The sequence below is a fragment of the Paraburkholderia sp. WS6 genome (assembly GCF_030464835.1).
Taxonomy (GTDB): Bacteria; Pseudomonadota; Gammaproteobacteria; order Burkholderiales; family Burkholderiaceae; genus Paraburkholderia; species Paraburkholderia madseniana.
In genome coordinates, this window is record NZ_JALQCK010000001.1 from 388,939 (window position 1) to 415,440 (window position 26,502).

22 protein-coding genes are annotated in these 26,502 nt (G+C 61.6%); 5 read left to right on the forward strand and 17 right to left on the reverse strand.

All coding sequences use genetic code 11. The features are described 5' to 3' along the window. Positions 1 to 28 precede the first annotated feature (28 nt). On the reverse strand, positions 29 to 322 hold the full coding sequence (locus M0D64_RS01630; RefSeq protein WP_266256373.1) for a hypothetical protein: 294 nt from the start codon (positions 320 to 322) through the stop codon (positions 29 to 31). Between the two features lie 266 nt (positions 323 to 588). Further along, positions 589 to 1,227, reverse strand: a complete 639-nt coding sequence (locus M0D64_RS01635) for an HD domain-containing protein (RefSeq protein ID WP_093634363.1) — start codon at positions 1,225 to 1,227, stop codon at positions 589 to 591. 253 nt (positions 1,228 to 1,480) lie between these two features. On the opposite strand from M0D64_RS01635, the gene M0D64_RS01640 reads away from it, so the two are divergent. Both M0D64_RS01640 and M0D64_RS01645 read left to right on the forward strand, forming a co-directional pair. Continuing rightward, positions 1,481 to 2,443, forward strand: a complete 963-nt coding sequence (locus M0D64_RS01640) for a GlxA family transcriptional regulator (protein WP_266256374.1) — start codon at positions 1,481 to 1,483, stop codon at positions 2,441 to 2,443. Between the two features lie 146 nt (positions 2,444 to 2,589). Then, on the forward strand, positions 2,590 to 3,348 hold the full coding sequence (locus M0D64_RS01645; RefSeq protein ID WP_266256375.1) for an SDR family oxidoreductase: 759 nt from the start codon (positions 2,590 to 2,592) through the stop codon (positions 3,346 to 3,348). 66 nt (positions 3,349 to 3,414) lie between these two features. Here the strand turns inward: M0D64_RS01645 and M0D64_RS01650 are convergent, their stop codons facing one another. The 11 genes from M0D64_RS01650 to M0D64_RS01700 all read right to left on the reverse strand — a co-directional run bounded on the left by M0D64_RS01650 (position 3,415) and on the right by M0D64_RS01700 (position 18,150). Beyond that, entirely contained in the window at positions 3,415 to 4,161 is a 747-nt protein-coding gene (locus M0D64_RS01650) for a winged helix-turn-helix domain-containing protein (RefSeq protein WP_266256376.1), read from the reverse strand. A gap of 822 nt (positions 4,162 to 4,983) precedes the next feature. Then, the gene (locus tag M0D64_RS01655) at positions 4,984 to 5,832 is read right to left on the reverse strand and encodes a class II glutamine amidotransferase (RefSeq protein WP_266256377.1); all 849 of its coding nucleotides are present in this window, start codon (positions 5,830 to 5,832) and stop codon (positions 4,984 to 4,986) included. 118 nt (positions 5,833 to 5,950) lie between these two features. Further along, positions 5,951 to 6,316, reverse strand: a complete 366-nt coding sequence (locus M0D64_RS01660; RefSeq protein ID WP_028196001.1) for a response regulator — start codon at positions 6,314 to 6,316, stop codon at positions 5,951 to 5,953. Positions 6,317 to 6,336: 20 nt separating this feature from the next. After that, positions 6,337 to 7,308, reverse strand: a complete 972-nt coding sequence (locus M0D64_RS01665) for a chemotaxis protein CheX (RefSeq protein WP_266256487.1) — start codon at positions 7,306 to 7,308, stop codon at positions 6,337 to 6,339. A gap of 51 nt (positions 7,309 to 7,359) precedes the next feature. Further along, positions 7,360 to 7,899, reverse strand: a complete 540-nt coding sequence (locus M0D64_RS01670; RefSeq protein WP_168435886.1) for a hypothetical protein — start codon at positions 7,897 to 7,899, stop codon at positions 7,360 to 7,362. After that, a complete protein-coding gene (locus M0D64_RS01675; RefSeq protein WP_168435887.1) occupies positions 7,896 to 8,630 on the reverse strand; it encodes a methyl-accepting chemotaxis protein in 735 nt (244 codons plus the stop codon). Before M0D64_RS01675 ends, M0D64_RS01670 begins: the two co-directional genes overlap by 4 nt. A 55-nt stretch (positions 8,631 to 8,685) precedes the next feature. Further along, complete coding sequence (locus M0D64_RS01680) at positions 8,686 to 11,076, reverse strand: HAMP domain-containing protein (protein WP_266240957.1); 2,391 nt, start codon at positions 11,074 to 11,076, stop codon at positions 8,686 to 8,688. 322 nt (positions 11,077 to 11,398) lie between these two features. After that, positions 11,399 to 12,094: a DNA alkylation repair protein gene (locus M0D64_RS01685; RefSeq protein ID WP_266256378.1), complete on the reverse strand. Its 696-nt coding sequence runs from the start codon at positions 12,092 to 12,094 to the stop codon at positions 11,399 to 11,401. A gap of 150 nt (positions 12,095 to 12,244) precedes the next feature. Beyond that, positions 12,245 to 13,711, reverse strand: coding sequence for an efflux transporter outer membrane subunit (locus tag M0D64_RS01690; RefSeq protein WP_266256488.1), 1,467 nt, complete (start codon positions 13,709 to 13,711; stop codon positions 12,245 to 12,247). Next, on the reverse strand, positions 13,711 to 16,920 hold the full coding sequence (locus M0D64_RS01695) for an efflux RND transporter permease subunit (RefSeq protein WP_266256379.1): 3,210 nt from the start codon (positions 16,918 to 16,920) through the stop codon (positions 13,711 to 13,713). The genes M0D64_RS01690 and M0D64_RS01695 overlap by 1 nt, the downstream gene beginning before the upstream one ends. 12 nt (positions 16,921 to 16,932) lie before the next feature. Next, positions 16,933 to 18,150, reverse strand: a complete 1,218-nt coding sequence (locus M0D64_RS01700; RefSeq protein WP_266256380.1) for an efflux RND transporter periplasmic adaptor subunit — start codon at positions 18,148 to 18,150, stop codon at positions 16,933 to 16,935. 440 nt (positions 18,151 to 18,590) lie between these two features. Here M0D64_RS01700 and M0D64_RS01705 point away from each other — a divergent pair, with 440 nt between their 5' ends. Then, a complete protein-coding gene (locus M0D64_RS01705; RefSeq protein ID WP_266240953.1) occupies positions 18,591 to 19,334 on the forward strand; it encodes a response regulator in 744 nt (247 codons plus the stop codon). Next, positions 19,318 to 20,565, forward strand: a complete 1,248-nt coding sequence (locus M0D64_RS01710; protein WP_266256381.1) for an ATP-binding protein — start codon at positions 19,318 to 19,320, stop codon at positions 20,563 to 20,565. The genes M0D64_RS01705 and M0D64_RS01710 overlap by 17 nt, the downstream gene beginning before the upstream one ends. Positions 20,566 to 20,573: 8 nt before the next feature. On the opposite strand, the gene M0D64_RS01715 is transcribed toward M0D64_RS01710, so the two are convergent. The 4 genes from M0D64_RS01715 to M0D64_RS01730 all read right to left on the reverse strand — a co-directional run bounded on the left by M0D64_RS01715 (position 20,574) and on the right by M0D64_RS01730 (position 25,033). Continuing rightward, positions 20,574 to 20,759: a hypothetical protein gene (locus M0D64_RS01715; RefSeq protein ID WP_266256382.1), complete on the reverse strand. Its 186-nt coding sequence runs from the start codon at positions 20,757 to 20,759 to the stop codon at positions 20,574 to 20,576. Positions 20,760 to 21,342: 583 nt separating this feature from the next. Then, positions 21,343 to 22,116, reverse strand: coding sequence for a 4-hydroxy-2-oxoheptanedioate aldolase (gene hpaI, locus M0D64_RS01720; RefSeq protein ID WP_266256489.1), 774 nt, complete (start codon positions 22,114 to 22,116; stop codon positions 21,343 to 21,345). Further along, positions 22,097 to 23,386, reverse strand: coding sequence for an MFS transporter (locus M0D64_RS01725; protein WP_308101659.1), 1,290 nt, complete (start codon positions 23,384 to 23,386; stop codon positions 22,097 to 22,099). Before M0D64_RS01725 ends, hpaI begins: the two co-directional genes overlap by 20 nt. A 99-nt stretch (positions 23,387 to 23,485) precedes the next feature. After that, positions 23,486 to 25,033, reverse strand: a complete 1,548-nt coding sequence (locus M0D64_RS01730) for a UxaA family hydrolase (RefSeq protein ID WP_266256384.1) — start codon at positions 25,031 to 25,033, stop codon at positions 23,486 to 23,488. Positions 25,034 to 25,283: 250 nt separating this feature from the next. On the opposite strand from M0D64_RS01730, the gene M0D64_RS01735 reads away from it, so the two are divergent. Then, positions 25,284 to 26,261, forward strand: a complete 978-nt coding sequence (locus tag M0D64_RS01735) for a LacI family DNA-binding transcriptional regulator (protein ID WP_266256490.1) — start codon at positions 25,284 to 25,286, stop codon at positions 26,259 to 26,261. Positions 26,262 to 26,502: the final 241 nt, after the last annotated feature.

Here is a 26,502-nt window from a genome sequence, read left to right on the forward strand (position 1 = left end):
ACGCGAACCGGTCGAACCGCGGCGAGCGTCAATGGCCCTTGAAGATATCCAGCAGTTGATTTTGCATTTGCATCATCTCGTGCGCGTGCTTCATCTCCATCTGCGCCATCGTGTCGTGATACTCCATGTCCATCTGCATCATTTTTTGCTGGATGCCGATGGCCTGAGCGCGCTGTTCAGGGCTCAGCTTGTCCATCATCATGCTGTACTCAGGCGGCATCAGATAGGTGCCGGCGCGTCCTATTCCCTGTGCTTGCACAGACCCCGCTACAAGCGCGAGCGGCAGCAATCCGCACATCAGTGCGGCTCGGATCGATTTCATTTCATCTCCAGTCTTACGTGAGCAGCCCGGTTTCAACAAGGACTGCATAAGCGACGTTCAGGTGCTCAGACTGGCTTGCCGCGGTGGAGCAGTTGCACATGCCTGGTCTGAGGATGCAACACCCGGGGCTGACCGCTGCACACGATCGACCGGGTGTTTCATGGGTTTAGTCGCGAACGCTGACTGGAAATGACATGCTGGATGAAAATTGTGCCGATGATATTTCTTCTGCGCGGCTGTCATTTTCGCCGCGGCACGCCGACTAATTAATCCTTCCAGGACGACCCCAGAATCATCGTGCAGAAATTCTCGCGATGATAATGCGGGTCCTTCAGCGCCAGCACATCCGCCTTCACGTTACCGAAGGTCGTCTCCGGCTTGTGGATCGTGCCGTGCGCGAATGCGTCGATGATGCCTTCCTTGAAATGCGCGCCGCGCGGGTGGGCGTGGATCACTTCATGGCGTTGGTGTTCGGTGAATTCGTCATAGGCGAGGCCCAGCACGTCCATCTCCACACCTGCGGTAACCAGCGCGACGACCGGCTTCATGTATTGCGGAATCCCAGGCGTGGTGTGCAGCGCAATCGAGTTCCACACCTGCTCGATATCGTCTTCGCCGATGCCGTGGCGCTGCAGAAAATCGCGCGCCGCGTTCGCGCCGTCCACCTCGAAGCGGTCATGCTCGCTGCTATAAGGAGCGACGAGCCCCATGTCATGAAACATCGCGCCGATGTACAGCAGCTCGGGGTCGTACTTGAGCTGCTTGCGCGCGCCGGCCAGCGAGCCGAACAGGAACACGCGCCGCGAATGGTGATAGAGCAACTCAGTTTCGGTATCGCGCACGAGCTGCGTGGCTTCGCGCGCCATCATGCTGTCGGGAATCTGGATGCCTGCGATCGTGGTCATGTGAAGTACTCCATGAAAGACTTGAGTGAACCCGACGCGCGGTCTTTGTGAGTCGATAGCGCGTTTGGTATGCTGGTCCGCGACGCTTTTTCTGGCTGCTTATTTGACCCGTCGAGCAGCGCGTCCGATGAAGCTCAGTATTGGTCAGCGCGCTGTCGCGGGCAATCGTTGCCGACCGTTGAACACTGCCAAACGCACCGCGTTGACTGCCGCGGGCCGCGGATTCCCATCCATCGTCAAAGGAGGTCATTCGATGCCTACCGTCGCGATCGCGATCTTTCCCGGCGTGCAGGCGCTCGACGTCGCCGGTCCGGTCGATGTGTTCTCCGAAGCCAATCGCTTCATCGCACCGCAGGATCGCTATGAGGTCACACTGCTTAGCGCGGAGCCGGGTCCACTGCGTGCCTCCAACGGCATGACACTCATCGCCGATGCCACGTTCGACCAGGCACGCCGGCCGTTTGACCTCGCGTTGGTCGCAGGCGGCCCTGCGCTGCCCGGCGATACCGCGCCCGACACACGTTTGCTGGAATGGTTGTCGCAAGCCGCCACGCAGTGCGAGCGTTTCGGCTCGATCTGCACCGGCGCGTTCGCGCTCGGCCACGCGGGGCTACTCGACGCACGCAACGTCACGACGCACTGGCAGCACGCGGCGCAACTCGCCGAGCAGTTTCCGCGAGCCCATGTCGATTTCGACCGAATCTATCTGCGCGACGGCAACTTGGTCACGTCAGCGGGCGTGACGGCGGGCATCGATCTATCGCTTGCGTTGGTCGCCGAACATCATGGGCCGCATACGGCGCTCGCCGTCGCCAAACGGCTGGTGGTGTTTGCACAGCGGCAAGGCGGTCAATCGCAGTTCAGCCCGTACCTGACCGCACCCGCTGACGACACCTCGCCGGTCGCCAAAGTGCAGGCGCACGTCATGGAACGGATTCGCGAGAGCTTTACGGTCAAACAACTGGCGGACGTCGCCGGAATGAGCGCACGGAATTTCGCCCGCGTGTTCGTGCAGGAAACCAGGGTGACGCCGCATGAATTCGTCGAACGTGCTCGCGTGGATGCGGCGCGCCAGTTGCTCGAAAGCAGCGATGCCGCGCTCAAGGCGATTGCCTATGACTGCGGATTCGGCACCGCAGACCGGATGCGCATTGTCTTCACGAAGCGAATCGGCGTCACGCCGATGCAATATCGCGAGCGCTTTCGCTCTGCCTGAGGGAAACAGGATGGTGACACGAGCATGAGCCAGGAGAGCAGCTAGCGCACCGCCAGAACGCAGCGTGAACACCGGCGCCGCTGCAAGCATCAGACATAGCGTGAGAAAATGACGGCCTTCTCAGGCGAACGATCACAAGGAACGACATGTCTCCCTCTTCTCCGATCCGTGCGATCGTTACCGGCCACAATCGCGGCCTCGGCGCATCCCTCGCTGAACAACTGCTGACGCGCGGCGTCGCGGTACTGGGTTTGTCCCGCTCGCGTCACACCACACTTAAAGAGCGTTTCCCTGCACTGCTCGACGAAATCGAGCTTGAACTTGCGGATCCCACGCGCGTCGCGCAGTGGGTCGCTACCGATGCACTGCGCAGCTTCGTCAGCGGCGCGCAGAGCGTACTGTTGATCAACAACGCAGGCATGGTCCAGCCGATCGGTCCGATCGAAGGCCAGAACGCCACCGACATCGCGACCGCCGTGAGCCTGAACGTGGCCACGCCACTGATGCTGGCGAGCGCACTCGCCGCGGCCAGTGTCGACGCGAACGACCGGCGCATCATGCATATTTCCAGCGGCGCGGCGCGCAATGCGTATCCCGGCTGGAGCATCTACTGCGCGACCAAGGCCGCGCTTGATCATCACGCGCGCGCCGTTGCACTCGACGCGAATCGCGCGCTGCGTATCTGCAGCCTGGCGCCGGGCGTCATCGATACGAATATGCAGGCGGAAATTCGCAGCAGCGGCGAGGAACAGTTCCCGATGCGCGAAAAATTCGAAGACCTCAAGCGCAACGGTCAGCTTTCGACGCCCGAACAATGCGCCACCCAGTTGCTCGATTACGCCTTCAGCGATGCATTCGGTCAAACGCCGGTGGCCGACATTCGCGAGGTCGCGAAGCAGGCCTGATACGCGAGCTTCGTGCTCCCGTAAAACCTCACCTTTCCGCTGATCTTTCGGCCAAGAGGCCGAACCTCACACGCCGGGCGCAACCATCGCGCCGCGCTCGGCCGCTCCAATCTCGCCGTGCGGCACGAACACATAGCCGCGTCCCCACACCGTCTGCACATAGCGCGGCTCGGAAGGATCGATCTCGATCAGACGCCGCAGCCGCCAGATCGATACATCGAGACTCCGCCCTTGATGCAGCACGCTATTGCCGCGCAATTTCTCGTTGAGTTGCACGCGCGTGAGCACAGTCATTGCGTGATTGACGAAGATTTTCAGCAAAGCGAACTCGGAGCTGCGCAGCGCGAAATGCTCGTTGTCGCGGCGCAATTCGCGTGCGGAGAAGTTCAGCTCGCAACGCCCGAAGCGGTACGGCGGTCGCGTTTCCGGCGCGCCTGGCGCGAGCGCGCCACGCCGGCGCAGCAGCACGCGGATACGGGCGAGCAATTCGGCAGGGTCGGCGGGCTTGCTCATGAAATCGTCGGCGCCGAGTTCGAGACCGATCACGCGATCGATCGCCTTGCTGCTCGCCGACAGCAAAATCACCGACACGTCGTTGCCGCTCATGCGCAAGTCGCGCAATACGGCAAGGCCGTCGCCGTGCGGCGCTGAGACGTCGAGCACCAGCAACGCCGGCCGTTCCGTCTCGACCACGTGCTTCAGCCCGGCGCAACGCGGACGTGCGGACACACCGCAGCCCTGCCCGCGTAAAGATTCGCCCACTACTGCCGTTAAGCCGGCATCGGCGCCAACAAAGAGAATGTGCTGACTCATCCAACTGATTCCAGGAGACGATCGGTTTTCAGAGACAGGCGATGGCTTGCAGGAATAGCAAATCCGCTGACCGCTTGTCGTCCGCGTCGCCATCTTCCCTGTATGCCGCTGTTCTCAAAACGCGGAACAGCCCCCAAGGTTGGCAATTTCTTCCCAACTCTTTCAACGCTGAACGTGATATGGGAAGGCTCGCAAAGTCACCCTGCGATGCGCGCATCAACTCCCGAAAAATCTCACCTTTGGTGCGTAGCGAGCGGGGCGGGGCGTGAAGTGCACATCGGAGCGCTCCCGAAAACGCTCACCTTTCGAGCTTGGGGGCAGGCCGCAAAGGCATGCTGGGCGGGCCACCGATGGTTCCTAACCGGCTACTCCCGCAAACCCTCACCTTTGGAAGGGGTCGAGTAATCTGCATACCCAGGTAAGAGGCAGTGTGTGTCAGGCGCTCGCGTTCCGCACCGGTGGCGGATCTCTTCAGCAAATGCTTGCGCGAGTCTCGGCAGAATTGTCGGAAGGTGAGGAGGAGTGATACGGTGCGGCTCACGTGTGCGCTGAGGCATCACGCTCCCGAATATGCTCACCTTTGAGCTTTGTGAAGACATTCGGAACGCCGGCCGCCATCAAGGCAACCGGCTCATTCAATCAGGCAATCAGAACTTGTGACGAATCCCCACCACCGCCACTTCCTGGCTGTTGGTCCCTGAATTCACGCCATAATCGCCGATCGACGCCTGGGCGCTCACCACCTTGCCGTTAGCAAATTCTTCGATGAATATGAAAGTGCCGGTAGCGTGGGCGCTTCTAAGGCCACGCGTTGGCGCGATGTCACGCCGGGATGGCGGACAGTTCGGAAGGTGCGTATTTCGCGGTCGCGAGAACTTCGGCGGGAACGGGTACATGTGCGCGCCGCAACAGTGCGCCGCTGCGGAACATCAGCAGATCGCCCGGCTGGCAGGTGCTCCAGACTTCATCGGTGAGCGGCGTGGTGGCGATCACCGCCGTGCGATCGGCCGGCGTGCCACGCTCGGCGAAATCAACTGAGAGGTCGCCATCGACGAGACGCGCGCTCGAAAACGGCCAGTGACGTATCACATACGAGAGGCGCGTCGAGCAATACGCGAATTGTGCCGTGCCGTTCGAAAGCACGAAGTTGAAAATGCCATACGGGTTCAGTGCGTGAGTTGCCTGCTCGATGACGTCGAACACGGCGTCGATATCGTCCGTGTCCGGGTGATCGGCAAAATGCGCATAGAGGCGATTCATGATGAAGCAGAACGCCGCTTCGCTGTCGGTCGTGCCGACCGGTGCATACGGACCTTGCTCCGGCTCACCGAGCCGTTGCAGGTCGCCGTTATGCGCGAACACCCATTGCTGGCCGTGCAACTCGCGCATGAACGGGTGGCAGTTCTCCACGCGCGCGCCGCCTTGGGTCGCCTTGCGAATATGCGCGACGACATTGCGCGACTTGATCGGATGGTTCTTCAGAAATTCGGCCACCGGCGACTGATACGCGGGCTTTTCATCGACGAACACGCGGCACGCGCGATCTTCGTAGAACGCCACGCCCCAGCCGTCCACATGATGGTCGGTGAGGCCGCCGCGTGCGGCAAAGCCCGTCAGCGAGAAACTGACGTCGGTGGGTTCGGCGCAGCTGAGGGCGAGCAGTTGGCACATGCTCGGAGACTAGCGTGTTTCAACCGCCGCCGTTATAGCGAATCATGCTTTGCAAATCACCGGCGCACGGGCTCCCGAAAACCCTCACCTTTGGCCGGCCCGCCACAGCGTGCAGCGTCTAGCTCGCCAGCTTGCGGAACGTTTCCAGCACCGCGTCGCCCTTGAACGGTTTGACGATCCAGCCTTTCACGCCCGCCGCCTTGCCGCGCTCTTTCATCGCCGGGCTGCTCTCGGTTGTCAGCATGATGACGTTGACGGTGGTGTTCGCGAGTTCGCCGCGAATCTTTTCGACCATCGTCAGGCCGTCCATATTCGGCATGTTGACGTCGCTGATCACCAGCTTGATGCCGGGACTGGCCTTCAGTTTCGCGAGACCGTCCTTGCCGTCCACTGCCGTGTCGACGTCCAGACCGTTCTTCTTCAGAAAGCCGGCCACTTCGTCGCGCACGGTGCTCGAATCATCTACCACCAGAATTTTCGACATGTTTTTTCCTATGAGAACATTCAGAACAGATCCAGTTCGCCCGCTTCGACCATCGCACCGACATCGTCCGTGACTTCCTTGAAGTCCTCCGGCGACCAGCTCAGGCTGAACACAAAACGTTGATGCAACTTGACCGAGCGGCTCGTCTGCGGGTCCGTCAGCGAGTACATGAAACACAGCTGCGGATTGCCGCTGCCGAACGAGATGTACTTGTGCTTGTGATTCACCAGCAGCGGCACCTGCACCTGGCTGCGCAGCCAGGCGTCCGCATCGCCGACATAGCGGTTCTTGAACGAACCCCAGATCAGATTGGTCACTTCGCCGAGCACGCCATTCAGATCGCGGAAGTTTGCTTCGCCGTCTTCCGCGTTCTCGCTCATCCGGTAACGATCGAGCAGTTCGAGAATCGGCGCCTCTTCCGCCTGCATCATCATGTAACCGCGGCACCACGCACTTTCCAGCGGAATCAGGCTGAACACCTCACCGAAGATGATCCGGTCGCGCACGATATAAGGCGTGTCGCACGTGATGGTCAGGTCCTTGAATACGTCGCCGAGAATCGCCTGCGTCATGTCGGCGATGCCACGCACGAGCGCGTTCGGATAATCCAGACTGAAGATGTATTCGTCGATCACCTTGCGCAAGGGCGCCATATCGTGCGCGACGTAGGCCGCGCAGACCACACGGCGCAAGCTCTCCGGCAGACTCTCGACGCTGGGATCGTCATCGCGCCGGATGATGATCGGCAACTCGGGGCGCACCGCGTTGATCCTGATCGCAATCTCGGCGCTCGCTTCGGCTGAGCCACCGTAGCCTTCAGCAAACAGAACCGCGCCCAGATCGATGTTCGAGCGCAACACCGACTGCAAGCGGTTCTTGCCGACTTTCACGCCGACCAGATTGTTCTCGTCGCAAAAGCGCTTCAGCGCCTCTTTGTGCACGGGGCAATCGTCGAGCACCAGCACCTTGCTGACCGGCTTGTTCATGTTCATTTCGCGTTCCTGCTCGCTGCGGATATCGACGTCATGGTCAAAACCCGACACTCAAAACAACTCCAGCTCACCGCTGGATTCTTCGATTGCGCTCGTGTCGGCTACGAAGTCGATCGGCGCATGGGCGCACACGCATACCGTCGCGGCAAGCTGCACGGAACCGTTCAGCGTGACCGAATACGACGACAGCAAACCTGGCTTCAATGCCGGCAGATGCCCCAGACACCGCGCGCTCAATACATACGGTGTCGACATGCCGAGGTCCGGGAAATAGCGCAGCAGTTCCTGATTCATCGCGCCGCAGCACAGATTGCAGATTTCCAGAAAAGCTTCCTGAAATGGCCGCTCGTCGGCCTCTTTCAGGTAGTAGTCGCGGGTGCTGTCGTTTTCGTCGAAGTGCAGGATCAGCAGCAGTCTGAACACGATCGACGAGATGGTCAGCACGACCACCTGGGTGTCCTTCGTTGCGCCCACACCGGCCTCGGCAAGCGGCACGATCTCACACGTATCGCCGGAATCCCGCGGCAGGCGCGCCTGTGCCGCCTTGCGGAAAATGCGTTCGAAGCTGTCCTTCGCCTGGCTCGTGATCACGCCGGCACCTGGTGCAGCTTCGAGTGGAACTGATTGGCGAGCGATTCGACGCTGGAAAGCGACGCCGCGATCATCTTGCCGCCCGCCTGGATGTCCTGAAACGTGGAGGTGGTGGTCAGATCGTTGCGGTGCAGGCTGTCGCGATAGCTCTTCGACAATTCCTCAGAACGCGCGGCGAGCGCCCGAACTTCGCTCGCCACCACCGCGAAGCCGCGTCCGGCCGGACCCGCGCGCGCGGCCTCGATCGACGCATTCAGCGACACGATCACCACGTGCCGGACGATCGACGACAGCTCCTGATTCTTCGCGTGCATGTCGTGGTTCTGCGTCATCAGCGAGATCATCTGCTCGTGCCAACGCTCGAATGTCGCGCCGAGGCTCTTCAGACGCGCGGCTTCGCCGGCGATCTGTTGCGCCTGATGCGCCCACTGGTCTTTGTCGTCAGTCGCTGCTTTCAACGTTGCGCGCAGCTCGTCGACGCTGGCCGATTGCTGCCTCAGTTCCTCACGCAACTGTGCGGCCAATGCTTCCATCTCCTGCGCGGCCTGTTCGCGTTCGCGGATCGCTTCACCGTGGTCCGCCTGTTCCGCCGTCAGCGCTTTGATCCGGGCATCGGCTTCGGCGGAGAGCCGTGCCGTCAGCTTCGTGCTTTGCAACTTGTGCGCGACAAAGGCCAGCAGCGCGGTTACCGCGCTGCCTGCCACCGCCGCCAATACGTACTGTTGAATCACAACCTATCCTTCCGAAGTCCGTCGCGAAGCGCGTCAATCAGCGTTCGACCAACGTTCAATCCGCCATCGCGTCGAGTTGCAGTTCGCCGGCATCGCCGCGCGCCGCCACACCCAGCGTGTCGACGGCGAAGCTATCCGGCAGGCAGACGATCGTCTGGAACTGACGGAACGAAGCGCCCTTGTGGTCGTCGGTGAAGCGCAGTTCGATGCGGCCGTTCTCGCGCTTGAGGAAGTCGCGCACCGCGTCCATGCCGACGCCACGGCCCGATACTTCCGTCACCGTTGCGGCGGTCGAGAAGCCCGGCCGGAAAATGAACTCGGCGATGGCTTCGTCGCTCAAGTGTTCGTCGCTGCCGATCCAGCCGCGCTCGACGGCAATGCCGCGAATCCGTTCGAGTGCGAGGCCGCGGCCGTCGTCGCTGAGGGTAATCTGCAGCGCGCCGCTGTCCACGCCCACTTCGATATCGATGGTGCCGGCCGGCGTCTTGCCGTGTGCGCTGCGCGCCTCGGCGGTTTCGATGCCGTGGTCCATCGAATTACGCAGCAGATGCATGAACACGTTGTTTAACGTACCGCCCGCCTGGCCGCGCAGACGGTAGCCGTTGTCGTCGATGCGCACGGCCGGCGCCGGCTTGCCCAGTTCCTGCGCCAACGAAGGCAGCGAATCCAGCACACCAGACAGTGCGTCGCGCACGCTTTCGCTGCCCAAGGCGCGCAAGGTCTGGCGCAGCGCATCGCGCATCGACTGCAATTCGTGGAGTTCGCTGGCGTTCGTCTTGTCCAGCATGCTCAGGGTCTGTTGAATCTGATCCTTCTCGACCATCACGTAGCGGCCCGCATTGCCGACGTTATTCGCTCCTGCTTTGCTCTTGCGGCCGAGGCTATGTTCGTTGATCTTCGCGTAGCTCTCGATCGCCTCGCGCACGCGCGTCAACTCCTGCATCAGGTGTTCCTGATCCCACGAGCGGTCCGCGTCCGGTTGGCGCAGTTCGTGATAGCTCTGCTCGGTTTCATGAACGACGTCAGTCAGGTGCGCCAGGTTGTAGGTCCGCGCATTGCCCTTGATGGTGTGCATGTTGCGGAACAGCTCGGCGATCGCCGCATGGTCCGCTTCCGAGTGCTTGCGAATGATGCGCTCGTTCTCGCTGACAAAACCCGCGGAGCTTTCAATGAAATGATGGAACTTCTCTTCGCTCACCGCGAGAATCTCGCCGATCATGTCGAGACGGCGGCGCTGTTCGCTGGCTTCCGCAGCGAGCTTGCGCAGTTCGGTGACGTCGCGCACGCACAGCATCAAGCGCCCGATAACGTCGTTTTCGTCGGTGATCGCCGACCAGCTTAGGTCGAGAATCTTCACGCGGCCATCGGGCATGCGCTTCGAAATTTCGCCGACCAGCAGATGCTGATTGAACGCGAAGTTGATGCAGTCTTCGCCAAGACACGCATGCGCGGCCGCATCGACTTGCGAGAGCACGTCCGAGCCGAGATCGGTATCCGAGAACACCAGATCCATCAGGCCGCGCCCGGCGATGTCTTTCGTTTCGAAGATGTCTTCCAGATACGCCGAGTACTCGGAGTGGATCACGGCGCCGTCGATTACCGTCAAGATACCTTGCTGCATGTTCTGCAACATCGCCTGGATGTCAGCGGTCTTCTGCTTGAGTTGCGCCGAGCTTTCCTGGATCTTTTCGATCATGCCGTTGAAGGCGACGATCGAATGGCCGATTTCATCCAGCCGGCCCACCGGCACGCGGCGCGTGAAATCCTGGCTCGACGCGATCTCGCTCATCATGGCTTGCATGCGGCTGAGCGGGCGGGTGATCTGACGGTAAAGCAGCGTGCCGATGAAGGTCAGCAGAATGATCGCAATACCGGTAACGATGGCGATGGCCGTCGTGGTTGTAGAAAGCGTGGCGTTCAGTGCGGTGATTGCATCGTCTTTCTGACGGTTCTTCTCGACACGCAGGGTCTCGACGATGCCTTCGAGTTCGTCGCGATACTGGGCGACGTTGGCGAACAGATACGCTTGCGCGAGTTCGTTCTTGCCGTCGGCCTTCATTTTCGCCGTCTCGGCGATCGCGGTGAAGTAGTTCTCGAGGCTGTCATTAGCCTGGGAAACGAGGCCTTGCTGGGCATGGCTCGCGGCATCTTTGCCTTGCAGCGCGAGAGCCTGTTGCAACGAGGCTTTTTTCTTCTTCAGTTCGTCTTGTGCCTGGGCGACCATGTTGGCGTCCGGCGCGTAGACCAAGGTCATGGTCGCGAGCTGTACGTCTTTGACTTGCGAGACGAGGTCAGCGGAAGCCAGCGCACTGGGGACGACGCCCTCGGTCACCTTGCGCACTTCGCCTGCGCTGCCACGCGTTTGATACACGGCGTAGCCACCGATTGCCGACAAGGCGACGAACATCAAGATAACCAATAGCGTGATGCGATGACGGATAGTCATGTGAAACCCCCGGGGGTATGGCCTTCGCGTCAACCCTCGATCGGGGCAGCGCGTTATTTGCGAAATCTGGTCGTGTGTACAGCACAGGCCATTATTCTGGCCGCATGTTACTAAGCGATGACTACGGGGTTTTTGGCCACGTCCGGAGGGTTAAATATTCTTCTAAAGTTCTTGGTTTTAAGGCCGTTAACACAGGCCTTTTTGATTTGCGCGTTGTAGTGCGCAGTGCTTTTGCAAAAGCGTACATTGCGTTGACATACGCCGTCAGGTGAACGGGTAACTGAACAGCAAATCGAGCGGCAAATGTTCTGCGCCAGGTGCGTCAGCGAATCGGCGGCAGATGCTTCGACGCCTCGCGCACGGTAAGCGGCGACATGATGTCCCGCGAAGCGGAAAGAAAGGTGCTCACCGCGTCGGGAGCATGCCACGCGTAGTCCCGCAACGCCCAACCGATGGCCTTACGGATGAAGAAGTCGCTTTCCGCGGCCAGCGAACGCGCGTACTCGAACAGGCGCTCTTCGTCGGTATGCTCGCGCCAGCCGAGTTGATGAATCATGGCAATGCGCCGAACCCACAGCGATTCGTGCTGGAGTGCCGCGTCCATTGCGGCCTGCACATCCGGCGTGTGTGCTCGCGCCGCTTTCAGAATGTCGCCGACGACACCCGCCAGCGGATCGATCGAATCCCACCATGCGCTCCGCTGTGCGAGCGTCAATAAGTGCGCGATGTCTGCTGCCGCAAGCGTCTTCCATTTACGCGCCAACAGATCGGTCGCGACGTACTGGAATTCGCGTTCCGGCATCCACCATAGGACATTCGCACACGCCAGCAGATGATCGGTATTCTCCACCGTCAGCCGCTTGAACACCGGCAATACCGCTTGGCGCCGCAGTGGTGTCGGCACACCGATGAACTCGAAGTGGTCACGCATGTAAGCGCGCATCGCAAGCGCGCGTTGAGCGTCGGCGTGCGGCACGAGTGCCGCCTTGATTTCTTCACCGAAAGCGTCGGGCGTCATTGGGGAAATGCTCCGTGTGAATGGAAAGTAACGCGCAGGTGGCTGCGTTCGGGCGGCCTCCCGAATCTTCTCACCTTCGAATCGAAAGTGCGTCGACAGGTAGCAACATTATCACCGCACACGCTCCCGAATGTTCTCACCTATCGGCTTTTAGCTTCCCTCCCAACCGCCGCCTGATACCTTGTACAAGGTCACTAGATTGGCCTGTCGCGACAGACTATCCGACGCGAGTTGCTGTTGTGCGGTGTAGAGCGTGCGCTGCGCGTCGAGGAAAGTGAGGAAGCTGTCCGTACCCGCCTTGTAGCGCGCCTGAGCAAGTGTGTAGTACCGCTGCGATGACGTCACATAGTCGCGATCCGCCTCCACCTGATCAACGTAAGTGGCACGCGCTGTCAGCGCGTTCGCGACTTCTTTGAATGCTGTCTGAATCGTGCTCTCGTAATCGGCGACCTCGATCTGTTTCTCGATCTTGGCGACGTCGAGCGAAGCCTTGTTGCTGCCGTAATCGAAGATCGGCACCGACACGCTCGGCGCGAATGCCCAGGCACCTGTACCAGCTTTGAACAAACTTGAAAGCGTCGAACTCGACGTACCGGCCGAAGCCGTCAACTCGATCTTCGGAAAGAACGCCGCGCGCGCCGCGCCGATGTTCGCGTTCGCCGCCTTCAGCGCATGCTCCGCCTGCACGATGTCGGGACGACGGGTGAGCAGCAGTGACGGCACGCCCGCACCGATGTCGGCGAACATCGATTCGTCGTCGAATTCACGAGCGGGTGGAAGGTCGTCGGGAATCGGCGCGCCGAGCACAGCGACCAGGTTGTTGCGGTCCTGCGCTACGGCACGCCGGTAAGACGCAAGGCTCGCCTTCGCGCTCGCCAATGAGTTTTGCGCCTGCTGCACGTCGAGCATCGACGAATTGCCCAATTCCTGGATGCGTTTTGTCACGTCGTACGTCGACTGATCCGCCTTGACGGTGTCTTCGGTGATTTGCAGGAGACGCTCGTCGGACAGGAGCGTCAGGTAGTCGGTCGCCACCGTCGCGATCAGGCTGATCTGCGTGCTCTGCCGCGACGCATCCGTCGCGAGATAGTTTTCCAGGGCCTGACGCTTAAGGCTGCGCAAGCGTCCGAAGAAGTCGATCTCCCATGACGTGGTGCCGACGCTCACGTCGCTGGAACTGGTCGTCACGCCTGAAGCGCGCTCGCGGGTCAGGCTGCCGCTCGCGCTGATCGACGGCGCGAGCGCGGCGCGCGTGATGCGATATTGCGCTTCGTACTCGGCCACGTTCAACGCGGCGACACGCAAGTCGCGGTTGTTGTCGAGCGCGATCTCGATCAGCCGTTGCAAACGCTCGTCGCGAAAGAAGCTGCGCCAGGCCATGTCGGCGCCGAGCGGCGGTGGGGTAGTGGTCGCGCTCGGCGTCGCGGTTCCTGAAGCCGTTCCCGAAGCCGTAACCGCGGTGGCGGCTGCCGCGGCGCTCGTGCTCTCGTACGCCTCGCCTTTTGGATAAGCCACCGCGACGGGTGCCGCAGGTCGTTCATAGTGCGGGTCCAGCGTGCAACCCGTCAGCATGGCAACGGCAAACGCCACCATGCATGCGCCCAATTTGAGTCTCATCATTCAACACCTTCCTGTTGCTTGGCATCGCCGTGTTCGCCAAACACGCGGCGCACGACGACAAAGAACACCGGCACGAAAAAGATGGCGAGCAGCGTCGCGGCGATCATGCCGCCCATCACGCCGGTGCCAATCGCATGCCGGCTCGCCGAGCCGGCGCCCGTGCTGATGACCAGCGGCAGTACGCCGAACACGAAGGCTAGCGATGTCATCAGAATCGGCCGCAGACGCAGTCGCGCGGCTTCCAGCGTGGCGTCGATCAGGCTGCGGCCCTGCGCTTGCAGGTCCTTGGCGAATTCGACGATCAGGATTGCGTTCTTCGTGGAGAGTCCGATGGTTGCGAGCAAGCCGACCTTAAAGTAGATGTCGTCGGACAGCCCGCGAATATGCGCGCCCAGTACCGCGCCGAGCACGCCGAGCGGCACGACCAGAATCACCGCGATCGGAATGGACCAGCTCTCGTGCAGACCGGCCAGACAGAGGAACACCACGACCAGCGAAATCGCGTACAGGTAGATCGCCTGCGATCCGGCAAGGCGCTCCTGGTACGACTGCCCGGTCCAGTCGATGCCGAAGCCGGCGGGCAGCTTCTTCACGAGCGCGTCGACGGCGGCCATTGCCTGGCCCGTGCTGGTGTTCGCACCGGTTTGCGCGGTGATTTCCATCGCCAGCGTGCGGTTGAAGCGTTCGATCTGCGGCGGCCCGAAGGTCCATTTGCCGGTAGCGAACGCGGAGAACGGGACCATCTGACCGTCGTAGCCTGCGGTGGTCGTACTGCTAGTGCTTGTGGTCGAGCTGCTTGAAGTGCTCGTGCTGGTACTCGTGCTCGAACTGCTCGTAGTGCTGGACTTCACATACCATCGTCCAATATCGGACGGCATCATCCGGTAAGGCGCGTCGGCCTGCACATAGACCTTCTGGATGCGTCCCGTATCGACGTAGTTGTTCACGTAAGTCGAGCCGAACGCCGTCTGCAACGTGTCGTTCACATCAGCGATTGAAAGCCCGAGCGCACTCGCCTTCTCGCGATCGATATCGACGTGGAACTGCGGCGTATCGTCGAGGCCACCGGGACGCATGCCGGCTAGCGCGCTGTCCTGCGCGGCGAGCGCGATCAATTGCTGGCGCGCGGCCATCAGCTTGTCATGACCCTGCCCGGCGCGATCTTCCAGTTCGAAGTCGAGACCGCTCTGCGTGCCGAGCTCCTGAATGGCCGGCGGATTGAGCGCGAAAATCTGGGCGTCGTGCGAAGCGGCGAAGTGCATGTTGGCGCGCTGGATGATCGCCGCCGCCGAACCGTCGCTGCCGCGCCGCGTGCTCCAGTCCTTGAGCCTGACAAACGCCAGGCCGTTGTTCTGCCCCGAGCCGTTGAAGCTGAAGCCGGTCAGCGCGATGATCTTGTCCACCTGCGGAAGACCGAGGTAATACGCCTCGACCTGTTTCACGACTTCCAGCGTCTGCGCGGCAGGTGTGCCGGCGGGCGCGGAAATCGACGTGATGATGAACCCCTGATCCTCGTCCGGCAGATAGGACGACGGCAGCTTCATGAAGAGCAGCGCAACCACGCCTCCAATCAGCAGGTAGATCACCATATAGCGCATCGGCTTGCCGATCACACGCGCAACCGTCGAGTCGTAACGATCGGTTCCACGAGTCAGCACACGGTTGAACCAGCCGAGCACGCCGCGCTTCGTGTGGTGCTCGACGTCCGCGCGCCGCAGCATGGTCGCGCACAACGCCGGTGTCAGCGTCAATGCGAGGAACACGGAGAGCAGCATCGCCGCGACGATCGTGATCGAAAACTGCCGGTAGATCGCGCCCGTGGACCCCGAGAAAAACGCCATTGGAATGAACACGGCAATCAGCACGGTCGTAATGCCGACCAGTGCGCTGGTGATCTGCTTCATCGCCTTGCGCGTGGCTTCGACGGGCGATAGTCCCTCTTCCGCGATCAGCCGCTCGACGTTTTCCACGACCACGATCGCGTCGTCCACCAGCAGGCCGATGGCGAGCACGAGCCCGAACATCGACAGCACGTTGATCGAAAAGCCCACCGCCGACATCACCGCAAACGTGCCGAGCAACGCAACGGGCACGACGATGGTCGGAATCAACGTCGCGCGCAGGTTTTGCAGGAACACGTACATCACGACGAAGACCAGCATCACCGCTTCGATCAGCGTCTTCACCACCTCCTCGATCGAGATGCGCACGAACGGCGTGGTGTCGTACGGATAGTCGACCACCACGTTGTGCGGCAATTGCCCGCTCAGTTCGTTGAGCTTCGCGCGGACCGCTTTGGCTACGCTCATCGCGTTCGCGCCGCTCGCGAGTTTGACCGCGAGCGAGGCCGCCGGCTTGCCGTTCAGTCGCGAGTCCGTGCTGTAGTCGTCGCCGCCGACCTCGACTCGCGCGACGTCTTTCAGCATGACCTTCGAGCCGTCGCTGTTCACGCGCAACAGGATCGCGCCGAACTGCGCGGGCGTGGTGAGCAGGCTCGATGCTGAAATGGTCGCGTTGAGCGCCTGCGTCTTCGTGGAGGGCGAGCCGCCGATCTGGCCGACCGAGAGTTGCACGTTCTGATTCGTGATCGCGGTGGTGACGTCGCCGGCAGTCAGACCGACGGCCTGCAGCTTCACTGGATCAAGCCAGATGCGCATGGCGTGCTGTGCGCCGAACAGCGTCACGTCGCCGACGCCGTCGATCTGCGTGAGCGGATCTTCAATCTGCGTTGCGATGAGATTGCCGAGATCGATGGAATTCATGCTGCCGTCAGAGGACGACAGCGACACGATCATCAGAAACGCATTGGCTGCCTTCGCGACCTGCACACCCTGGTCCTGCACTGTCTGCGGCAGCGACGAACTGGCCTGTTCGACCTTGTTCTGCACCTGCACCTGGGCGATGTCGGCATTGGTGCCTTGCTGGAACGTGAGCGTGATGGTGGCCTGTCCGGCCGAACTGCTGGTAGACGACATGTAGAGCAGATGATCGATGCCGCTCAGCTTCTGCTCGATCACCTGCGTGACGGTGGTCGCCACGGTTTCAGCCGAGGCACCCGGATAAGTCGCGGTGATCTGCACGGAGACGGGCGCCACGCTCGGATACTGTTCGACCGGAAGCGTCCCGATGGAGGCGCCGCCGATCATCATGATGACGATAGCGATGACCCACGCGAGGATCGGTCGGTTGATAAAGAAACCTGCCATGAGTGTCTCGCTTTAGCTGTGTGCGGCCGACGTAGTGTCCGCGGTGGCGGGTGCGCCCGATATGGCGGGCGATTCGACCGGCTTCACAACACCGCCCGCACGCGCTTTCTGCGATCCGGCGACGATCACGCGATCGCCCGCCTTGAGGCCGCGCGTGACGAGCCAGTCGGCGCCTGAAGCGGTGTCGGCCGTAACGGGCGTTTGCTTGACCTTGTTGTCGGCGCCGACCGTCAGCACGCTCGCCGAACCGTCGGATGCACGCGAGACCGCGAGTTGCGGCACCGTGATCGCCTGCTGGTTCACGCCCTCTTCGAGCCGCGCGCGCACGAACATGCCGGGCAGCAGCACGCCGTCCGGATTCGGGAACACGCAACGCAAAGTGACCGAGCCGGTGGTGGCGTCGACGGTGATATCGGAGAACAGCAGCTTGCCTGGCTGCGTGTACGTGCTGCCGTCTTCCATCACGAGATGAACGACCGCGCCGTCCGAGCCCGCCTGTTGCAACTGGCCACTGGCGAATTCTTTCTGCAGCCGCAACCAGTCCGCGGAAGAGCGTGTGACGTCGAGATACATCTCGGTCGTCGCCTGGACCGTCGCGAGCGCGGTGGTCTGCTCCGCGGTGACGAGCGCGCCTTCAGTCACGCTCGATTTGCCGATCCGTCCCGCGATGGGCGCAACGACTTTCGTGTAGCCGAGATTGATCGCGGCAGTCTTCAATGCGGCACGGTCGGCGACCACGTCCGCCTTCGCTTCCTCCAAGGCGGCGACAGCGTCGTCGTAGTCCTGTTTGCTCACGCCTTCGATCTTCGACAGTTCGGCGTAGCGGGTGGCCTTGGTCTGCGCGGCGCTCGTTGTCGCCTCGGCTTTGGCGAGCGTGCCGACGGCCTGGTCGTAGGTTGCCTGGTAGCTGGACGGGTCAATCTGGTAGAGCACGGCGCCGGCCGCAACCTGTGAGCCTTCCGTGAAGAGGCGCTTTCTGACGATGCCTTCGACCTGCGGCCTGACTTCGGCGACGCGGATTGCCGACAGTCGCCCGGACAATTCGGTACTCGACACCACAGGGTGCGGCGCGATCGTTTGGACGCCTACTTCAGGAACGGACTGTGGTGGTCCATGGGGCGCCTGCTGGCCGCAAGCCGCCAACAAAAAAGCGGCGACGACTGCAGCAGCAAGATGTGTGAATCTCGGTACGCGCGAGGAGGGTCCGGACGCGATAGGGTTATTCGGCATGCTGTGGGCATCCTTCGACTCAATTCGACAAAGGGCCGTCTGGCACGCGTTGTTCGCTAAAGCGGGGCGAGTGAAAACGTATCGGTCGACCACGCGCTTGAATCTGCACGCAAACCGACACACTGACCTCGGAGGAAACCGCGTAACGCCACCAGCGGCGAGAGGTGGCCCAGCATAGTGAGCTGCGTCTTACAGTGGCTTAGGCGAGGATTACGAGTTGTAACGAGGCGCGTGGTGTGGCGATGAACCGGGCGGCGTGACGTTGACCGGTACTGGTTGCTTCACGCCGCCAGATAGAACCGAAGGCAGCCACCGTAATAAACTGTAAGCGCAGATAAGAACCCGAAACCGCTGTCAACGCGCGATTCGCTATATTGCGACGTGCGATAGGCGCGCGGCCGCGCCGTCCGTCAATTGTCCTCATCGATCAGGGCCCAGCTATGTCAGACACGCCCATCCAGGTTTTACTGGTCGACGACGACGCCGACCTTCGTGACCTGCTCAGAACCTTCTTTCAACAACGCGGCATCGAGATGTCCGTGTTGCACGACGCGAACCATCTGGCACGCCGGCTGGAACGCGAACGGCCCTCAATCATCGTGCTCGATCTGATGATGCCGGGCGTCGACGGACTCAGCGCACTCAGGCAATTGCGTGCGCATGGCGACACGATTCCCGTGATCATGTTGACGGCGCGCGCTGACGGCGTGGATCGCATAATCGGTCTGGAACTCGGCGCCGACGACTATCTCGGCAAGCCGTTCATGCCGCAGGAACTGCTCGCGCGTATTCACGCGGTGTTGCGCCGGCACGCGCAGCCATCGTCGGGGTCCACGGCTACGGCGCTCGAAAAGCGTGAAGCGCTGCGCTTCGGCCGCTTCCGGCTCGACTTCGCGAGGCGCACCCTGTTTCGCGATGACGAAGCGCTCAAGCTGACCGGCGGCGAATATGCGCTGTTGGAAGTGCTCGCCGCGCATCCAATGGAAACGCTGTCGCGCTCGAAGCTCGTCGATCTGTTGCATGGGCCGCACTCGGAAGTGACCGAACGCGGTATCGACGTGCCGGTGTGGCGCCTGCGCCGTCTGCTTGAAGATGACCCGGCCAATCCGCGCCGGATCCAGACCATACGCGGCATCGGCTATATGTTCGTGCCCGGCAGCAATGAAGATGAAGAATCCCTTTAACACACTGTTTGGCCGGCTCTCGTTGATGACGGTGAGCCTGATCGTGCTGGTGCACATCACCGCAATCGTTCTCGTGGACCGTGACCGCGGCCAGATCGACGCGGGTCACGCGCAACGCGCTTTGCTGCTCGCGATTGAGGCGGGACGCGACGGCCCGCTCGCCGCTTCCCACGTCGCGGCAACGCTCGGGGTGTCCTACGTGAGCGCGCAAGACGCGATCCGGTATGGCTGTCCCGCGCCGTGTGAGAACACTTCGGGTCCGTTCGAACACGACCTGCGCGAGAAATTGCCGGCAGGCAGCCAGGTCGTAGCCGACGGCGAGAACGGCACGGTCTGGGTCCATTACGCGGGCAATCCAGGCTGGCTCAAAATGCAAAACGCGACGCTGCCGGCGCGTCTCTTCCTGGGCGCGTCGGCGACGATGCTGGTGCTGGCGGTGATCATCGCGCTGCTCGGCGCGTGGCAATTGCAACGGCCATTGCACCGACTCGCACTCGCAGCGCGCGAGTTCCGCATCGGCCATCGGGCGCCGGTCGTGGAGGCGAGCGGCCCGCGCGAGTTGAAAGAGCTGATCGGCGACTTCAATCAGATGGTGCATGAACTTGCGCAGGCCGAGCAGGAGCGCGCGGTGATGCTGGCCGGCGTGGCGCACGATCTGCGTGCGCCGATCACGCGCATGCAGGTGCGCGCGGATCTGCTGCCTGATGAAGCGAATCGCCGCGGCTTTTTGCGGGACGCGGAGTCGTTGTCACGCATCGTCACGCAGTTTCTCGACTTCGCACGTGAGACGGCGGATACCTCGCCAAGCACCGGCGTCGATGCCCACTGTCGCCGGCATTACGGCGACAGCCTCGCGGACGATTCGCTCGTGCGCCTCGATCTACAAGCCGGCGATGGTTTTGGTCTGCCGCTTGTCGACCTCGACCGGATTCTGACCAATCTGATCGAGAACGCACTCACTTACGGCGAGCCGCCGGTGGAAATTTCGACGGCCCGCCGCGACGGCCAATACACGCTCGAGGTACGCGATCACGGCGGCGGCATTCCAAGCGGTCAACTGAATCGTGCGCTGCAACCGTTCGTGCGACTCGATGAAGCGCGTAGCGGCGATGCACACTGCGGGCTCGGGCTCGCGATCGTGCGGCGCCTCGTGCGATATAACGGCGGCGTTTTTCATGCCGATAACGCCGCCGACGGCGGGTTTGTAGTGACGATTACGTTTCCCGCCTAGTTTCTGGCCTAGACCTGAGCGGCCTGGCCAGGGACGACGATCGCACCGTGCGGTCCGCCGCCACCAGGTCCACCCCCGCCCGGGCCTCCGCCGCCCGGGCCTCCGCCGCCCCAACCTGGAGGCGGCCCCCACCAGCATCCGCTCAAGGTTGCGCTCAGTGCGGCCAGCGCCGCGATTGCCAACAGCTTCTTCATGCTTTCTCCATCGATAGATCTACGGTGGCGCAAAGTCGTCGCTCGAGTGGCGACGACACGCGTTATCCGCAACTTATCAATCGGCGAAAAATCATGTTTTACGAGAGCGTTACAAGATGACGAGGGCGTGGTCACTTCTGCCACGCAGAGTCCTGGTGTGCATCGCCGCGTGGCGCAGTTCACGCGGCTTTTACGGCGTGGCGCTGAGCAAGGTGTCGCGCTCACGCTTTGTTTGTATATGGAAGAGGATGTAAGGAGATTGGCGGTATCGGTCCTGCATCGGCGCACACTAGGGTGAGGGTTGGAGCACTCGCTGCATCACCGTCGGCAACCATGACGAAGACTCCCTGGAAATCCTCACCTTATTTGAGGTGCGCGCTCGGCAAGGCGATTTCTCACCTCCTGGAATCGCTCACCTTTGCAGATCATCTCCTGGAATTCCTCACCTTAGTACGGCTTTGCATGCTCCCAAGGTGCTGTTCGACTCATGGAGTGACTCACCTCTGACGGAGATGATGTCGTCTCCTGGAATTCCTCACCGTTGATCGGGGTGGCGCCATCTCCTGGAATTCCTCACCATTCTTCACTGCTCGATGAACTCCCGGGCGAGCTTTCGTGCCGCGTTCGCGAACATAAGGATGTCCACGCCGGTCGCGACGAATGTGCATCCAAGCTCGAGATAGCGACGCGCGAGCACCGGGTCCGAGGTCAACGTGCCGGCCGCCTTGCCGGAAGCGATGATGGTACGCATCGCCGCTTCGATCGCGTTCTGCACTTCCGGATGGGCGGGCTTGCCGCGATGGCCCATCGACGCGGCCAGATCCGCAGGCCCGATGAAGACGCCATCCACGCCGTCAACCGCGCATATCGCTTCGAGATTGTCGAGCGCTGTGACCGTCTCCGCCTGCACGAGCAGGCAAATTTCACTGTCCGCGATATCCAGATAGTCAGTCCGCGAGCTCCAGCGCGACGCACGTCCCACCGCACTGCCCACACCACGAATTCCATGGGGTGGATAGCGTACGGCGGCCACGCAAGCGCGGGCCTGAACCGCGGTATCAATCATCGGAACGAGGAGGTTACGTGCGCCGATATCGAGTAAGCGCTTGAGCAGCGCCGGATCACCGTTCACGGGTCGCACGACGGCTTCGGCGGAATACGGCGCGACCGCCTGCAATTGCGCAAGAATGCTGCGCACGTCGTTCGGGGCGTGCTCGGCGTCGATCAATAGCCACTCGAAGCCGGCGGTCGCACTGACTTCGGCCAGGTAGGCATCGGCCATGGAAAGCCAGAAGCCGATCTGTCGTTGACCGTTTGCAAGCGCCGCCTTGAATGGGTTAAACGCTGACGTCGACATTGCGTTCATCACGATTTCTAGCCTCCGCGGGGACTTGATTGAATTGAATAGGCTCCACCTTTCCGAGCAGGAACAGGTAATTGAGGATCGCGATCACGATCAGCCCCGACGAGAACAGCAGCGCAGGAATGAAAGAGCCGGTTGCCCCGACGATCGCACCGGTGACGATCGGACCAACCACGCCGCCCATGTTGGAAACGGTGTTCTGAATGCCCGCAACCCGCGACACCATGTTCCCCGGCGCGACATCGCCCGGTAGCGCCCAGACCTGGGATGCGGCGACGGTCGTGCCCGACTTCGCCACGCAGAGCAATGCGACGGCCACGAGCGGAGAAGTGGCGAACGCCGCGAGTCCAATGCTCGACGCCATTACCAGGCCGACGACGAGAAACAGTTTTCGGGTCGCGGTGAGCGACAACTTTCCGGAGGCATACACACGATCGGAGGCCCAGCCCGCGAATACCTCGACGATCATCGAAAGGACGAGCGGTAGCGAAGCCATGAAGCCCATCTCCATCAGGCTCATGCCGCGTTCTTTGACGAGATACGTCGGCAGCCAGGTGATGAAGAAGTACGAGTTGTAGTTGATCATGAAGAAGCCAATGCACATCGCCCAGATATTCCGATGCGCGAAGAGCCTGTGCCAGGGTACATCGGCGGCCGCGCCCACGCTGTCGCTGCGCGACACCGCTTCGCCATCGTGGATATGGGCAAGCTCGGCCGCATTCACGCGCCGGTGATCAGCCGGCGAGTCCCTGAACACCAACACCCAGACGACGCACCAGATGAGACCCAGCGCACCGGTGATCGCAAAGGTGACCTTCCAGTCAAACGTCGCCAGCAGCCAGGCGATCAGCGGCAGCGCCACCGCGCCCCCAAGCTTCGATCCGCTATCGAAGATGCCCGCCACCGTTGCGCGTTCCTTGCGCGGAAACCATCGCGAGGCGATGCCCGCGTTACTGGGGTAGGCGCCCGCTTCGCCGATGCCCAGCATGACCCGCAGGAGCACGAGGGACTTGAAGCCGGTAGCGAGTCCGGTTACGGCCGTCGCAAGCGACCACCAGAATACGGACGCACCCAGCACGATCTTCTGTCCGAAGCGATCGGCGAGCATGCCTGCAGGCAATTGCAGCAATGCATACGACCAGAAGAACGCCGACATCACGATGCCCATCTCCATCGCACTGAGATGGAACTCCGTCTGAAGATGGGGGGCTGCGGCGGACAGCACCGTCCGGTCGATATAGTTGATGGCGATAGCCGACCACATCAGACCGGCCACCAGCCAGCGCACTTTGCTGCGTGGCGCCTGTTGCAAGGCTTGGTTCAATCTCTGTCTCCGCTTTTTTTGTAGGAATGAGGTGGCGTTTCAGCTCACGATGCCCATATGCCAGGGCACAAACTCGTGGTCGCCCAGCCCGAGCAATTCACTACGGGTGCGCTCACCCGACGCGGCCCGGAGGATGTGCTCGAAGATATCCTTCCCCATCTCCTCGACCGACCGCTCACCATCAAGGACAAGTCCGCAATTGATGTCCATGTCGTCGCGCAACCGCTTGAACATCGGCGTGTTGCTCGCGAGCTTGAGGGTGGGCGCGGGCTTCGAGCCGAACATGGAACCGCGGCCGGTCGTGAAGCAGATCAGGTTTGCGCCGCTTGCAATCTGCCCGGTCACCGCAACGGGATCGTAGCCTGGTGAATCCATGAAGACGAAGCCGGCCCGGTCGATAGGCTCGGCGTATTCATAGACGGCCTGCAGCGGCGTCGTACCGCCTTTCATCGCCGATCCGAGCGATTTTTCAAAGATGTTGGCGAGTCCACCCTTCTGATTACCCGGCCCGACGACACCGTTAAACTGACCGTTGTGGCCGCGCGTGTAGCGCTCCCACCATGCGAGCCGGTCGAGCAGTTTCTGGCCGACCTCCGGTGTCACCGCACGGCGCGTCAGCATGTATTCGACGCCGTGAATTTCAGGGGTTTCGGAAAGAATCGCCGTGCCGCCGTGACGCACCAGAAGGTCTATGGCTGCGCCTAGAGCTGGATTGGCCGTGATGCCCGAAAAGCCATCGGAGCCGCCACATTCCAGACCGATTTTGAGGTGGCTCGCCGACACCGGACGACGCTCGATATCGTTAGCCGACGGCAGCATCTTCTGTATGGCAGCGATCCCCGCTTCGATCGTTACCCGGGTGCCACCTTCGTCCTGCATCACCAACGCGTGGACCGACGTACCGACATGAAGCCCTTGTGAATCGAGCAGGTCGCCCACCTGATTGCGCTCGCAGCCTAGCCCGACGATCAACACCCCGGCGAGATTGGGATGACGCGCATAGCCGGCGAGCGTCCGGCGCAGGACGTCGAAGTGCTCGCTGGGCGAGGACATCCCGCAGCCACTTGTCTGCGCGAACGCGACCACGCCATCGACATTCGGATAAGGCGCAAGCCGCTCCGGCGTAAACCAGGCGGCGATATTCTTGATAACGGTCGACGAACAGTTGACCGATGCCAGAATCCCAATGAAGTTGCGCGTCGCGACTCGCCCATCGGGCCGAACAATGCCGTTAAATGTGGCCCGTTCAGCTTCTGCAACGTACTCAACCGGACGCACATCGAGACAGAAGCCCGGATCGCGCTCGAAATCGATCAGTTCGATGTTGTGCGTGTGGACGTGATCACCCGCCTCGATGTCGCGAGCCGCAAGGCCAATGACCGTGTCGTATTTACGGATCGGCGCACCACGCCAAATGCGGCAGGCGGCGACTTTGTGGCCCGCGGTGACCTGCGCGCGGATGCGGATCGTCGCCTCGCCGATGCAGAGTTGCTGTCCGATCGACAGCGATTCTCGCGCGATCAGTACATTGTCCGCGGCGTTAAGCCGGATCAGCGGCTCGCTCAACACCGTACCAGCCTGCGACATGCTGCTCTCCTGTCTCTCAAGTTCTGGACGCACGCACTCGGGTCGCGCCAATCGCCTTTCTTCTAATTGATGTTACCGGTTCATGTAACCGGTAACATACGACGCATGGTAGTATGGTTTTGCCATAATCGCCAGCAACTTTTTTCGGGCCTGAGTGATCAACGTCGTGAGCAAACCGCCTACTACCCTGCTTGCCCCTGTCGAACGCAGTGCCTCCCGGCGCGCCCGCAAGAATTCCGGCCGCGTGACCCTGAGCGATCTCGCGGCGCTCGTCGGCGTGACGAAAGTGACCGTCTCACGCGCACTGAACACGCCGGAGCTGGTTTCGGTCGATACGCTGGAGCGCGTCCAGGCGGCCGTCCGGCAAACCGGGTACACCCCTGACCTCATCGCCGGTTCGCTGGCGTCGACTCGCAGCCGTCTCATCGTCGCGTTGATCCCCGCGATGGCCGGGAGTGTGTTTCAGGAAACCGTCGGCGCCCTGACGACCGAACTCGCCGCGTCGGGCTACCAGTTGCTGATCGGACAAAGCGGATACGACGAGTCGCGCGAGGACGCCCTGCTTGACGCGGTGATTGGCCGCCGGCCCGCCGGCATCGTACTGACCGGCGTCATTCATTCCAAGAGTGCGAGGCAAAAGCTGCGCGCGTGCGGCATTCCTGTCGTCGAGACCTGGGACCTGACACGCGAGCCTATCGACATGCTGGTCGGCTTCTCTCATGAGAACGTTGGGAAGGCTGCTGCGGATTTTCTGAAGACGCGTGGCGTGCGGCGGCCCGCTGTCGTCACACCCAGCGACCAGCGCGCGAAGGCCCGTACCAAAGCGTTCCTCAAAGCGTTCGGAAACGGCAAAACACTTTCCTCCATCCCTGTCGTGACGGTTGAGTCACCTGCGAATCTGGGCGACGGGCGACGGGCGCTGAAAGGCTTGCTCGACACGCACGCCGATATCGACGCCGTTTTTTGCGGCGCGGATATTCTGGCGCTGGGCGTGTTGATGGAAGCTGAGTACCGGGATATCTCAGTGCCAGAGAAACTGCGTGTGATTGGCTACGGTGATCTGAATTTTGCGAAGGACACCACACCGCCGTTGTCGACCATGAGAGTCGACGGCACGAGAATTGGAACGCTTGCGGCAACCATGCTTGTCGATCGGATTGAGAATCGTGCTGGAGGCGAACCAATCGTCGATGTGGGGTTTAGTCTGATCGAGCGGGAGAGCACCTAGTGTCGTGGTGTTCTGTTAGCTCTGTGGGCGCAACGGAATAATCCGCAGCGATTCCGCCGTTCGAACCGTCGGCGGCTATGGCAACGACTCCCTGGAAATCCTCACCTTATTTAAGGTGCGCGCTCGGCAAGGCGATTGCTCACCTCCTGGAATCACTCACCTTTGGCGAGCGATCTCCTGGAACGCCTCACTTTGGCGTGGCTTTGCTTGCTTCCACGGTGCAGTTCGGCTCACGAGACGG

Bases quoted from the DNA above. Each gene is read 5' to 3' on its own strand.
- M0D64_RS01630 (WP_266256373.1), bottom strand. From the start codon at position 322: ATGAAATCGATCCGAGCCGCACTGATGTGCGGATTGCTGCCGCTCGCG.
- M0D64_RS01635 (WP_093634363.1), bottom strand. From the start codon at position 1,227: ATGACCACGATCGCAGGCATCCAGATTCCCGACAGCATGATGGCGCGC.
- M0D64_RS01640 (WP_266256374.1), top strand. From the start codon at position 1,481: ATGCCTACCGTCGCGATCGCGATCTTTCCCGGCGTGCAGGCGCTCGAC.
- M0D64_RS01645 (WP_266256375.1), top strand. From the start codon at position 2,590: ATGTCTCCCTCTTCTCCGATCCGTGCGATCGTTACCGGCCACAATCGC.
- M0D64_RS01650 (WP_266256376.1), bottom strand. From the start codon at position 4,161: ATGAGTCAGCACATTCTCTTTGTTGGCGCCGATGCCGGCTTAACGGCA.
- M0D64_RS01655 (WP_266256377.1), bottom strand. From the start codon at position 5,832: ATGTGCCAACTGCTCGCCCTCAGCTGCGCCGAACCCACCGACGTCAGT.
- M0D64_RS01660 (WP_028196001.1), bottom strand. From the start codon at position 6,316: ATGTCGAAAATTCTGGTGGTAGATGATTCGAGCACCGTGCGCGACGAA.
- M0D64_RS01665 (WP_266256487.1), bottom strand. From the start codon at position 7,308: ATGAACATGAACAAGCCGGTCAGCAAGGTGCTGGTGCTCGACGATTGC.
- M0D64_RS01680 (WP_266240957.1), bottom strand. From the start codon at position 11,076: ATGACTATCCGTCATCGCATCACGCTATTGGTTATCTTGATGTTCGTC.
- M0D64_RS01685 (WP_266256378.1), bottom strand. From the start codon at position 12,094: ATGACGCCCGACGCTTTCGGTGAAGAAATCAAGGCGGCACTCGTGCCG.
- M0D64_RS01690 (WP_266256488.1), bottom strand. From the start codon at position 13,711: ATGAGACTCAAATTGGGCGCATGCATGGTGGCGTTTGCCGTTGCCATG.
- M0D64_RS01695 (WP_266256379.1), bottom strand. From the start codon at position 16,920: ATGGCAGGTTTCTTTATCAACCGACCGATCCTCGCGTGGGTCATCGCT.
- M0D64_RS01700 (WP_266256380.1), bottom strand. From the start codon at position 18,150: ATGCCGAATAACCCTATCGCGTCCGGACCCTCCTCGCGCGTACCGAGA.
- M0D64_RS01705 (WP_266240953.1), top strand. From the start codon at position 18,591: ATGTCAGACACGCCCATCCAGGTTTTACTGGTCGACGACGACGCCGAC.
- M0D64_RS01710 (WP_266256381.1), top strand. From the start codon at position 19,318: ATGAAGAATCCCTTTAACACACTGTTTGGCCGGCTCTCGTTGATGACG.
- M0D64_RS01715 (WP_266256382.1), bottom strand. From the start codon at position 20,759: ATGAAGAAGCTGTTGGCAATCGCGGCGCTGGCCGCACTGAGCGCAACC.
- hpaI (WP_266256489.1), bottom strand. From the start codon at position 22,116: ATGTCGACGTCAGCGTTTAACCCATTCAAGGCGGCGCTTGCAAACGGT.
- M0D64_RS01725 (WP_308101659.1), bottom strand. From the start codon at position 23,386: ATGTGGTCGGCTATCGCCATCAACTATATCGACCGGACGGTGCTGTCC.
- M0D64_RS01730 (WP_266256384.1), bottom strand. From the start codon at position 25,033: ATGTCGCAGGCTGGTACGGTGTTGAGCGAGCCGCTGATCCGGCTTAAC.